Source organism: Burkholderia sp. KCJ3K979 (assembly GCF_016759955.1).
Taxonomy (GTDB): Bacteria; Pseudomonadota; Gammaproteobacteria; order Burkholderiales; family Burkholderiaceae; genus Burkholderia; species Burkholderia orbicola.
This window is the reverse complement of sequence record NZ_JACFYV010000217.1, coordinates 1-11,158: the sequence shown is the minus strand read 5'-3', so window position 1 is coordinate 11,158 and position 11,158 is coordinate 1. Positions and strand designations below refer to the sequence as shown.

At 68.4% G+C, this 11,158-nt stretch carries 8 protein-coding genes and 1 pseudogene; 4 read left to right on the top strand and 5 right to left on the bottom strand.

What is annotated here, in order from left to right; translation table 11 throughout:
* On the bottom strand, positions 1-3,316 hold a 3,316-nt coding region (gene dnaE, locus H3O04_RS29650; RefSeq protein WP_202589023.1), incomplete at its 3' end, for a DNA polymerase III subunit alpha.
* A 216-nt stretch (positions 3,317-3,532) separates the two neighbouring features.
* Between dnaE and H3O04_RS29645 the strand changes: the two genes are divergently transcribed.
* Both H3O04_RS29645 and gluQRS read left to right on the top strand, forming a co-directional pair.
* The gene (locus H3O04_RS29645) at positions 3,533-4,387 is read left to right on the top strand and encodes a sulfurtransferase (protein WP_012328939.1); all 855 of its coding nucleotides are present in this window, start codon (positions 3,533-3,535) and stop codon (positions 4,385-4,387) included.
* A gap of 25 nt (positions 4,388-4,412) precedes the next feature.
* A complete protein-coding gene (gene gluQRS / locus H3O04_RS29640; protein ID WP_054928035.1) occupies positions 4,413-5,309 on the top strand; it encodes a tRNA glutamyl-Q(34) synthetase GluQRS in 897 nt (298 codons plus the stop codon).
* Between the two features lie 262 nt (positions 5,310-5,571).
* Here gluQRS and H3O04_RS29635 read toward each other — a convergent pair whose 3' ends face one another.
* The 4 genes from H3O04_RS29635 to purT form a co-directional block, all read right to left on the bottom strand.
* Positions 5,572-7,134: a DEAD/DEAH box helicase gene (locus H3O04_RS29635; protein ID WP_011545860.1), complete on the bottom strand. Its 1,563-nt coding sequence runs from the start codon at positions 7,132-7,134 to the stop codon at positions 5,572-5,574.
* A gap of 387 nt (positions 7,135-7,521) precedes the next feature.
* Positions 7,522-7,902, bottom strand: coding sequence for an MliC family protein (locus H3O04_RS29630; RefSeq protein WP_012328941.1), 381 nt, complete (start codon positions 7,900-7,902; stop codon positions 7,522-7,524).
* 98 nt (positions 7,903-8,000) lie between these two features.
* On the bottom strand, positions 8,001-8,186 hold the full coding sequence (locus tag H3O04_RS29625; RefSeq protein ID WP_011545862.1) for a DUF6726 family protein: 186 nt from the start codon (positions 8,184-8,186) through the stop codon (positions 8,001-8,003).
* Between the two features lie 18 nt (positions 8,187-8,204).
* On the bottom strand, positions 8,205-9,419 hold the full coding sequence (gene purT, locus H3O04_RS29620) for a formate-dependent phosphoribosylglycinamide formyltransferase (protein ID WP_077178092.1): 1,215 nt from the start codon (positions 9,417-9,419) through the stop codon (positions 8,205-8,207).
* Between the two features lie 217 nt (positions 9,420-9,636).
* Between purT and H3O04_RS29615 the strand changes: the two genes are divergently transcribed.
* Both H3O04_RS29615 and H3O04_RS29610 read left to right on the top strand, forming a co-directional pair.
* A complete protein-coding gene (locus H3O04_RS29615; protein WP_023477166.1) occupies positions 9,637-10,182 on the top strand; it encodes an META domain-containing protein in 546 nt (181 codons plus the stop codon).
* A gap of 177 nt (positions 10,183-10,359) precedes the next feature.
* A pseudogene (locus H3O04_RS29610) lies at positions 10,360-11,158 on the top strand (DNA translocase FtsK); the annotation flags it as partial.

The following is an 11,158-nucleotide window of genomic DNA, read 5'->3' as shown; positions in this document are numbered from 1 at the left end:
CGTTCGCGGCGGCCGGATCGTCCTTCGACACGTGCGGCTCGAGCACGCGGCGCAGCGCGAGCGCGTCGGCGTTGCCGTTCATCGTCAACCGCACGGCCTGCGCGTAGCGGCTGCGCGCGCGTTCGAGATCCATCACGGTATCGGCCGTGAAGCGAATGCCGCCGGTGAATGCGTCGTTGCGCGCCTGCCCCTGCACGATCAGCAGCTCGTCTTCCTTGAACAGCGCCTTGTTTGCCTCGAACTGTTCGTTGAAGATCGTGATCTCGCACTGGCCCGTGCCGTCGTCGAGCAGCGCGATCAGCATCTTGCCGCGCTGGGTCATCTGCGTGCGCAGCGACGCGATGATGCCGGCGACGAGCTTGTCGCGCCCTTCCTTCAGATCACCGACCTTCTGCCGCACGAAGCGGCGCACTTCGTCGCGATACGCATCGAACAGGTGGCCGGACAGGTAGAAGCCGAGCGCGGCCTTTTCTTCCTGAAGGCGGCGCTTGTCGTCCCACGCGGGCTCGTCGACGAGCGCATGCGCATGCGGCGACTCGGCGCCCATGTCGAACAGGCCGGCCTGCATTGCGTTCGCTTCGGCCTGGTCGGCCGCCTCCATCGCGAGCGGCACCGACGCGATCAGCTGCGCACGGTTCGGGTTCAGCGAATCGAACGCGCCGGCGCGGATCAGCGCCTCGACCGTGCGGCGGTTGACGACGCGCCGGTCGATCCGTTCGCAGAAGTCGAACAGGTCGGTGAACGCCTTTTCCTCGCGCGCACGCAGGATTTCCTCGATCGCGTTCTGGCCGCTGCCCTTCACCGCACCGAGGCCGTAGCGGATCGTGCGCGAGCGCTTGCCGTCGGCTTCCGCGACCGGCTCGAACCGGTAATGCGACTGGTTGATGTCCGGCGGCAGCACGGCAAGGTTGTTCACGACGCAGTCGTCGAACAGGATCTTCACCTTGTCGGTGTCGTCCATCGCGAGCGTCATGTTGGCCGCCATGAATTCGGCCGGATGGTGCGCCTTCAGCCACGCGGTGTAATACGCGAGCAGCGCATACGCGGCCGCGTGCGACTTGTTGAAGCCGTAGCCCGCGAACTTCTCCATCAAGTCGAAGATCTCGTCGGACTTCTCGCGCGTGAGGCCGTTCTTCGCCGCACCCTCGGCGAAGATCTCGCGGTGCTTGGCCATCTCCTCGGGCTTCTTCTTGCCCATCGCGCGACGCAGCAAATCGGCGCCGCCGAGCGAGTAGCCGCCGATGATCTGCGCCATCTGCATCACCTGCTCCTGATAGACCATGATGCCGTAGGTCTCTTTCAGGACGGGTTCGACGCGCGGGTCCGGATAGTCGACCTTCTCGCGCCCGTGCTTGCGCGCGCAGAAGCTCGGAATCAGGTCCATCGGGCCCGGACGGTACAACGACACGAGCGCGATGATGTCCTCGAAGCGGTCGGGCTGCGCATCCTTCAGCATGCCCTGCATCCCGCGGCTTTCCAGCTGGAACACCGCGACCGTGTTCGCCTTCTTCAGGATCTGGAACGAGGCCGGATCGTCGAGCGGCACCTGCGCGAGCGACCAGTCGGCCTTCGACGGGTCGAGGCGGCGGATGTAGCGCTCGGCCCAGTCGAGGATCGTCAGCGTCGTGAGGCCCAGAAAGTCGAACTTCACGAGGCCGACGGCTTCGACGTCGTCCTTGTCGTACTGGCTGACCACGCCGCCCTCGTCGCCCTGCGTGTACAGCGGGCAGAAATCGGTCAGCTTGCCGGGCGCGATCAGCACGCCGCCGGCGTGCATCCCGACGTTACGCGTGAGACCCTCGACGCGCTGCGCGAGGTCGAGCAGCTGGTGAACCTCGTCCTCGTGGTCGTAGCGCTCCTGCAACTGCGGCTCTTCCTTCATCGCGTCGGCAATCGTCACATGCTTGCCGGGCTTGAACGGAATCAGCTTCGCGATGCCGTCGGTGAACATGTAGCCGAGGTCGAGCACGCGGCCGATGTCGCGCACGGCCGCCTTCGCGGCCATCGTGCCGAACGTGGCGATCTGCGAGACGGCGTCCGCGCCGTACTTCTCCTTCACGTACTGGATCACGCGATCGCGGCCGTGCTGGCAGAAATCGATGTCGAAGTCGGGCATCGATACGCGTTCCGGGTTCAGGAAGCGCTCGAACAGCAGGTTGTAGCGCAGCGGATCGAGATCGGTAATGCCGAGCGCGTACGCGACCAGCGAGCCGGCGCCCGAGCCGCGGCCCGGGCCGACCGGCACGCCGTTGTTCTTCGCCCAGTTGATGAAGTCCGCGACGATCAGGAAGTAGCCGGGGAAGCCCATCTTCGTGATGGTCCCGCACTCGAACTCGAGGCGCTTGTAGTACGTGTCGCGCTGCGCGTCGCGCTCGGCCTCGACCGGATACAACTGCGCGAGACGGGCCTCGAGCCCTTCCTTCGACAACTGGACCAGGTAGTCGTCGAGCGACATGCCGTCCGGCGTCGGGAACAGCGGCAGTTTCGGCTTGCCGAGCTCGAGCTTCAGGTTGCAGCGCTTCGCGATCTCGACCGTGTTCGCGATCGCCGACGGCAGGTCGGCGAACAGCGCGGCCATCTCGTCCTGCGTGCGGAAATACTGGTCGGTCGTGAAACGCTTCTGGCGCCGCGGGTTCGCGAGGATGTCGCCTTCCGAGATGCACACACGCGCCTCGTGCGCGGTGAAATCGTCGTCGGTCATGAACTGCGTCGGGTGCGTCGCGACGACCGGCAGCTTCAGCGACGCGGCGAGCGCCGCCGCCTGCTGGATGTACGCCTCGGCGCCCGGCTGGCCGTAACGCTGCAGCTCGATGTAGAAGCCGCCCGGAAACACCCGCGCCCAGCGCTCGGCGTGACGGCGCGCGGCTTCTTCGTTGCCCGCAGCCAGCGCAAGGCCGATATCGCCTTGTTGCGCGCCCGACAGCGCGAGCAGCCCCTGCGCGAGCTCGCCGTCGAGCCAGCTCGCGTCGAGTTCCGCGCGGCCGCGGTACTGGTTCGTGAGCCACGCCTTCGACAGCAGCTCGCAGAGATTCAGGTAACCGACCTTGTCCTTGACCAGCAGCAGCAACCGCGACGGCTTGTCGCGGTCGTCCGGATTGGCAATCCAGACGTCGCAGCCGGCGATCGGCTTGATGCCCTTGCCGCGGGCTTCCTGGTAGAAACGAACGAGGCCGAACGCGTTGCCGAGATCGGTGAGCGCGAGCGCGCCCTGACCGTCCGCGGCCGCCGCCTTGACGATGTCGTCAATGCGCACGATGCCGTCGGCAATCGAGAATTCGGAGTGGACGCGAAGATGGACGAAGCGAGGATCTGACATGGGCGCTATTGTAGCCGCCCCGCCGCGCAAGCTGCCCAAAAAATGCCCGCTTTGGCCGTTCGGCCGATGCACGCGGCGACGCGTCGCGCGGTTGGCCGATCGGCCAGGTACCGATGCCCGCGCCGTTTGCGGGATAATACGGTTTTTCGAATCAACGCCCCGGCTTCGCACCCTTTTTTGCGGGCCGCCGTGCGGCCGTTTTCCCGTCGGACCATCATGACCATCGTCAACCTCGCCGCCTACCACTTCGTATCGCTCGACGCGAACGAGCAATGGCGCCCGCTCGTCACCGCCCGCTGCAACGAACTCGGCCTGCGCGGCACGATCCTGCTCGCGCCGGAAGGCATCAACCTGTTCATCGCCGGCACGCGCGAAGCCACCGACGCGTTCATCGCGTACATCCGCCACGATCCGCTGTTCGAGGGCAAGTTCGCGACGCTGCAGTTCAAGGAAAGCCTGTCCGACTCGCAGCCGTTCCGCCGCATGCTCGTGCGCCTGAAGCGCGAGATCATCACGATGAAGAAGCCCGCGATCAAGCCGGAGCTCGGCCGCGCGCCGTTCGTCGATGCGCGCACGCTGAAGGCGTGGCTCGACCGCGGCCACGACGATGCGGGCCGCCCGGTCGTGATGCTCGACACGCGCAACGCGTTCGAAGTCGACGTCGGCACGTTCGACAACGCGCTCGACTACCGGATCGACAAGTTCAGCGAATTCCCGGAAGTGATCGACGCAAACCGCGCCGATCTCGAAGGCAAGACGGTCGTGTCGTTCTGCACCGGCGGTATCCGCTGCGAAAAGGCCGCGATCCACATGAAGGAAATCGGCATCGACAACGTGTACCAGCTCGAAGGCGGCATTCTGAAGTACTTCGAGGAAGTCGGCGGCGCGCACTATCACGGCGACTGCTTCGTGTTCGACTACCGCACCGCGCTGAACCCGCAGCTCCAGCCCACCGAGAACGTCACGTGCTTCGCGTGCCGTGCGGTCGTCACGCCGGAAGCGCAACAATCGCCGAGCTACGTGCCCGGCAAGTCGTGCCCCGCCTGCGCGCAGGCCGCCAGCGCCGCGTAACGGCGCATCGCACCGCGCACCGCCGATGAACCCCGGCTATCGCGGCCGCTTTGCGCCTTCGCCCACCGGCCCGCTGCACTTCGGCTCGCTGGTCGGCGCGCTCGCAAGCTGGCTCGACGCACGCGCGCACGGCGGCACATGGCTCGTGCGCATCGAGGATCTCGACGGCCCGCGCACGGTGCCCGGCGCGGCCGACGACATCCTCGCGATGCTCGCGCATTTCGGCATGACGCCCGACGAGCCGCCCGTCTGGCAAAGCACGCGCGACGCGGCGTACACGGCCGCGCTCGAGCAGCTCGTCGCGGCGGGGCTTGTCTATCCGTGCGGCTGCACGCGCAAGGAGATCGCTGATTCACTGCGCGCCGCCCATGAACGCCACACGACGCTCGCGTATCCGGGCACCTGTCGCACCGGCCTGCACGGCAAGCCCGCACGCGCATGGCGGCTGCGCGTGCCGGACGGCTGCGACGCGGTCGTCACGTTCGCCGACCGCTGGCAGCACACGCAATCGCAGAACCTCGCGGCCGAAGTGGGCGACTTCGTGCTGAAACGCGCGGACGGCCAGTGGGCGTATCAGCTCGCGGTCGTCGTCGACGATGCCGATGCCGGCATCACGCACGTCGTACGCGGCGCCGACCTGCTCGACTCGACCGCACGCCAGATCTACCTGCAGCGCTGCCTCGGCGTGCCGACGCCCGAGTACCTGCACGTGCCGGTCGTCGTCGATGCGAACGGCGAAAAGCTCAGCAAGCAGACGGGCGCGACGGCGCTCGAACGCAACGATCCGCTGCCCGCGCTGCAGGCTGCGGCCGCGCATCTCGGCCTGGCCAACGATGGCGATCTGCCGGGCGGGACGCTCGACGCGTTCTACACGGCCGCGACCGATGCGTGGGCGCGTCGCTTCGGGCCGCGCGCCGGTTGAGTCGCTTGCAGGACACCGGCCCGTGCCGACTACGCGCCGGCCTCCGCGAGCGTTGCATCCGCTCGCATGAAAGCATGACGGAAGCCTGAGCGCCACGCCGGCTGACGACTCGGTGTCGAAAGTCCCTCCCCTGCGCGTCAAGCGATACTCCCTGCTGCACACCGCCCCGATCACGTCGCCCAATGAAAAACGGGCACATGCTCATCGCATGCACCCGCTTGTCCGGGCAGCGCTCACACGCCGCCCCGCCGCTCCGTCCGGCTTACGCCGACGGCTTGCGCGGCATCCCGAAGCCACCGAGCAGCGCGGCAACCTGGCGCTTCGGCCCTTTCTTCTCGGGCTGCTGCGCGGGCTGCGCATCGTCCGGCTGCTTCGCCGACGCCGACGGCTCGTACGGCTTCAGGAAGAAATCGTCGACCGGCGCTTCGTGGCGGCGATGATGGCCGCCGCGCTCGGTGCTGCCCGAGCGGCGGCCCGATGCACCGCGATGCTCGTCGCGATCGCGCCGACCGCCGCGTTCGCCACCCCGTTCGCCGCCGCGCTCACTGTTGTTGCGCTCGCCGCCACGTTCGTCGTGACGCTGGCGTGCCGGCTTGTCGATCGTAAGCGTCTGCACGTCGAGCGGACGCTTGATCAGCTTCTCGATATCGGCGAGTTGCTTGCGCTCGTTCGGGCTGCACAGCGACAGCGCGTCGCCCGTCGCGCCCGCGCGGCCGGTACGGCCGATCCGGTGCACGTAGTCTTCCGCGCTGAACGGCAGGTCGAAGTTGATCACGGCAGGCAGCTCGGCGATGTCGAGGCCGCGCGCGGCCACGTCGGTCGCGACCAGCGCCTCGATCTCGCCGCGCTTGAACGCGTCGAGTGCCTGCATCCGCTCGATCTGCGTCTTGTCGCCGTGAATCGCCGACGCGACCACGCCGTCGCGTTCGAGATTGCGCGCGAGGCGGCTCGCGCCGATCTTGCTGTTGCAGAACACGATCACCTGCTTGAGGCCGCGATCGCGCAGCAATTGCACGACGGCCGCCTGCTTGTCGCCTTCGGCGACGTCGTAGACGATCTGCGTGACGTTCGCGTTCGTCGAGTTGCTGCGCGCGACCTCGATCGTCTGCGGGTTGCGTAGATAGGTCGACGCGAGCTTCTTGATTTCGCCCGAGAAGGTGGCGGAGAACAGCAGCGTCTGACGCTCCTTCGGCAGCAGGTTCAGGATGCGCTGCAGATCGGGCAGGAAGCCCATGTCGAGCATCCGGTCGGCTTCGTCGAGCACGAGGATCTGCACCTGGCCGAGGTTCGCCGTCTTCTGCTGCACGTGGTCGAGCAGGCGGCCCGGGGTCGCGATCAGGATCTCGACGCCGCGGCGCAGTTCGGCCGATTGCGGGTTCATGTCGACGCCGCCGAACACCACCGCGCTGCGCAGCGGCGTGTGCTTCGCATACGCGTGCACGTTCGCGGCGACCTGGTCGGCGAGCTCGCGGGTCGGCGTGAGGATCAGCGCCCGCACGGGGTGGCGCGCCGGAGACGCGCTCGTGTTGGCCTGCGGCAGCAGACGCTGGATGATCGGCAGCGAGAAGCTCGCGGTCTTGCCGGTGCCCGTTTGCGCGGCGCCCATGACGTCGCGGCCGGCAAGCACGACCGGAATGGCCTGCGCCTGGATCGGCGTCGGCGTCGTATAGCCCTGCTCCACAATGGCTTTCAGGATATCGGGGGCAAGGCCGAATTGATCGAAGGTTGCGTCGACGGGCTTGGCGACAGAATCGGACATGGTGGCGTTTCGCTCAAAAGGCGCGGCGGGGACATCGTGCGTCAGGCCGGCCGGGCCTGCGCTCATCACAATTCGGAAATAGACGGAGCCGCGGCGCGCCGCGCGGCGCCGCTCTGGCGCTTGGGACCGGTTCAATGCGAACGCTGGACGCCAGGCCGTGCGGACTCCGTTCGGCGCGAATGCCGGCGGAAAGGGCCGTATTGTAGCACCGTGCGGGAATCTGTCCGTGACAACGCCGCGAACGGCCGCGACGGCGGTTCGCGCGGCGGCCCTGCTCCGGCCCGTGCGGGCCAGCGATTGGTCGATCGGGGTATCCGTATCGGCCGATGAACCCTATTAGGGGTTCGATCCGGAAGCCTCGCATCAGCGCGCCCCGCCGCCAACCCGCGTGTCGAGCCTTCAGCCCGACAGCGGTCAACACGGATGAATACGCTCCGCGATCGCGCCCGCCGCTCAGCCCTTCTTCTTTTTCTTCTCGACCTGCACGCAGTCGCCCAGCAGCGGCGGCGACTTCGGGTCGGCGATCTCGTCGCGCAGCGTCGCTTCCTTGCCCTTCGTCCACCACGTATAGCGGCCGGCTTGGTAGCGCGCGCCCGATGCCGACACCGTATCGACGAACAGCATCTGCTTGCCGTCGACCGGCACGAGCGCGAAGCTCTGGCCGTTGCCGGCGAGCCAGTACGACACGCGCACGGGCTGCTTCTGGTTCGCGCACTGGTAGACGGTTTGCTGGCGCGCGTCGGCGTCGATCTCCTCGACGGTCAGTTGCGCGGCATGCGCGACGGAAACGGCGGTGCCGGCGAGCGCAAGCGCGGCGAGGGTTTGGCGAATCATGCAGGTCCTCTCACGAGACGGGTGGAAGCGCGCCCTCGCGGGGCGCGCGGTTATTGTTTATAGGAAGGTTTATAGGGAGGCTCGGCGGCTTGCCGGAATCAGGGATCGATCACATCCGCGCACGCATCGGTCGGCGCCGCGGCGACATGGCCGACGAGCGGCACGATCTTGAGTCCGGCCGACGCCACCCGGCACGGCGCAGCCGCGAGGCCGCAGCCCGCGAGACTCGCGACGAGCGCCAGCGCGACGCCCAGCTTTCCGATACGCAACGCTCTCGACGCCATCGTCCTCTCCTCGTTCCGTCAGCGCGCCGACACGGGCCGGACGGCCGCGGCCGCACGCTTCGCGCGTTCGCGGGCTTCGTCGACGGTCGCGCCGGTCGCCAGCGCGACGCCCATGCGTCGCTTCGCGAAACTTTCCGGCTTGCCGAACAGGCGCAGGTCCGCGCCCGGCACGGCGAGCGCGTCGCGCACGCCTTCGAACGCGATCCCGCGCTCGTCGAGGCCGCCGTAGATCACCGCCGACGCAGCCGGCGTGCCGAGCGCCGGATCGACCGGCAGCCCGAGAATCGCCCGCGCGTGCAGCTCGAATTCCGACTGGCGCTGCGAGGCGAGCGTGACGAGGCCCGTATCGTGCGGCCGCGGGCTCACCTCGGAGAACCATACGTCGTCGCCGCGCACGAACAACTCGACGCCGAACAGGCCGCGCCCGCCGAGCGCCTCGGTCACCTTGTGCGCGATCTCGCGCGACTTCTCTAGCGCCGCCGCGCTCATCGGCTGCGGCTGCCACGATTCGACATAGTCGCCCGCCACCTGCACGTGGCCGACCGGTTCGCAGAAGTAGGTACGCGTATCGAGCGTCGCCGGGTCGATCGCGCGCACGGTCAGCTGCGTGATCTCGTAGTCGAAATCGACGAAGCCCTCGACGATCACGCGGCCGTGGTTCACGCGCCCGCCCGCCATCGCGTAGTCCCACGCGGATTTCACGTCGGCGTCGGTCTTCACGACCGACTGCCCCTTGCCCGACGACGACATCACGGGCTTCACGACGCACGGCATGCCGATCTTCGCGACGGCCGCGCTGAATGCCTCGAACGAATCGGCGAACGCATACGGGGAAGTCGGCAGGCCGAGCTCCTCGGCCGCGAGCCGGCGAATCCCTTCGCGATTCATCGTGAGCTGCGTCGCGCGCGCGGTCGGGATCACCTCGGCGAGGCCGGCCGTCTCGATCGCCGCGAGCGCGTCGGTGGCGATCGCCTCGATCTCGGGGACGATCAGGTGCGGACGCTCGGCCTCGACGATCGCCCGCAGCGCGGCCGGGTCCGTCATGTCGATCACGTGCGCGCGATGCGCGACCTGATGGCCGGGCGCGTCCTGATAGCGATCGACCGCAATGACTTCGACGCCGAGACGCTGCAACGCGATGATGACTTCCTTGCCGAGCTCGCCCGCGCCGAGCAGCATGACGCGCGTGGCCGAGGGTGAAAGCGGCGTACCGAGCCGCTGACCGATCTGCATGTGATTTCCCGCTGGTTCTGTTGGAGGACGAAAACGGCTTCGATGTTAACACGGGCATCCGGGCCGGTTTGGGCCGTTTGGCCGCCCTCGGCGCCATGTCGCGCGAGGCCCGTGGGCGGGCTGCGAACGTTTTCGCGCGCGAAGTGTCGGCTCGCCTGCCGCGGGGCGGGTGCGTTACTCTTACGCCTTGATCAGAATCCGAAGAGGAACGAGGCTCATGTCCCACCTGTCCGCGGCCGCACGCGCACGCACCGGCCTGCTTCGCCCGTTGCGCGCGCCGCTTTGCGCGTTGACGCTTGCCACGCTTCTCGCCGCCTGCACGATGCCGACCCATCCCGATTCCGCCGCCCCCGCGCCCGACCCGTACAACCCGGCCGCCGTCCAGCTGCTCGACGACACGAACTGGGAACTCACCAGCTGGGTGAACGCCGACGGCACGCAACGCGCGATCCCGCACGGCGACAACGGCGAGCCGATCAAGCTCGCACTGTCGACCGAGTCGGGCATCCGGCGCGCGAGCGGGTTCTCGGGCTGCAACCGCTACATGGGCACCTATGCGGTCAAGAACGGCCTGCTGAGCTTCGGCCCGCTCGCCGGAACGCGAATGGCCTGCCCGAACACGCTCGGCGGCCAGCTCGAATCCGCGTATCTCGACGCGCTCGCCCACGTCGACAAGACCGGCGTGCAGATGCGCGCGCCCCAGCAATTGCAGATCGTGACCCAGGCCGGCGCAACGCTGACGTTCACGCACCGGAGCCCCTGATGCACGGCGCGCGCGGAGGCCGACCGACCGCCTTCGCGTGGCGCGCGACATGCACGTGCCGCCCACGTGCGTCGCGCGGCGTGAATCGGAATCACGCCGCGTTAGAGTCTTGTTCGCCGGCCGGTTAAACTCGGCGGGTCGCGCCCCGCGCGCCCCTCCCCACTCCTGTTTCAAAGCATGCACACGGTTGTCTTCGGCTGGTTCGGCATCTCCGCCGTCTGGTTCCTCCTTCTCTTCTGGCGTCTCGTGCAGGCGATGCTGCCCGGCGGCGGCGGGCTTGCCGGCCGCGGCTCGATCCGCCTGTGGCTCGGCTTCGCCGCGGTATTCGTCGCAAGCGTCACGCTGACGAGCCCGCTGTCGGGCCCCGACACGAACGCGCTCGGCCATGCGTTCTCGGCCGGCTTCGCCCACGTGCTCGGCCCGATCGGCACGCCGGTCGCGATGGTCGTGCTGTTCTTCGCCGGCTTGCCGTGGCTGACCGGCATCGGCTGGCGGCAGTTCGCCGCGTGGGTCGACACATCGTTCGGCGTCAAGCTGTCGCGCGACGGCGGCGACGACGACGCGCGCGGGATCGCCGACCTGCCGCGCAGTGCGTTGCATCGCGACGACGACGTCGTGCAGCCGACCACCGCGCACACCGTCAACTCGATGGCGCCGCGCCAGAACGGCCGGTATTCGCGCCCGACAGTGTGGAAACCCGATCCGCAGGCACGGCCGAAGCCGCGCAGCAAGACCCCGCCGCGCCCCCTTGCGGAACCCGTCGCGCCGTCGGGCTGGCTGAAGCCGAGCGCGCCGCAGCGCCCGCCTGCGGCGCCCGCGCCGATCCCGGCCAGCGCGATGCCGCCGCCGACCACCGGCAGCACCGCCAGCCTCGCGCGCGCGGCAGCGAACACGCAAGTGCCGCGCCCCGCGCCCGCCCCGCTTCCGGCCGGATTCGAACCCGTCCGACCGCGCCCGACCGCCGCACGCCCAACCA

What these genes read in the sequence shown, in the direction of transcription:
- H3O04_RS29645 (WP_012328939.1), top strand. Translation starts at nt 3,533, where the DNA reads ATGACCATCGTCAACCTCGCCGCCTACCACTTCGTATCGCTCGACGCG.
- gluQRS (WP_054928035.1), top strand. Translation starts at nt 4,413, where the DNA reads ATGAACCCCGGCTATCGCGGCCGCTTTGCGCCTTCGCCCACCGGCCCG.
- H3O04_RS29635 (WP_011545860.1), bottom strand. Translation starts at nt 7,134, where the DNA reads ATGAGCGCAGGCCCGGCCGGCCTGACGCACGATGTCCCCGCCGCGCCT.
- H3O04_RS29630 (WP_012328941.1), bottom strand. Translation starts at nt 7,902, where the DNA reads ATGATTCGCCAAACCCTCGCCGCGCTTGCGCTCGCCGGCACCGCCGTT.
- H3O04_RS29625 (WP_011545862.1), bottom strand. Translation starts at nt 8,186, where the DNA reads ATGGCGTCGAGAGCGTTGCGTATCGGAAAGCTGGGCGTCGCGCTGGCG.
- purT (WP_077178092.1), bottom strand. Translation starts at nt 9,419, where the DNA reads ATGCAGATCGGTCAGCGGCTCGGTACGCCGCTTTCACCCTCGGCCACG.
- H3O04_RS29615 (WP_023477166.1), top strand. Translation starts at nt 9,637, where the DNA reads ATGTCCCACCTGTCCGCGGCCGCACGCGCACGCACCGGCCTGCTTCGC.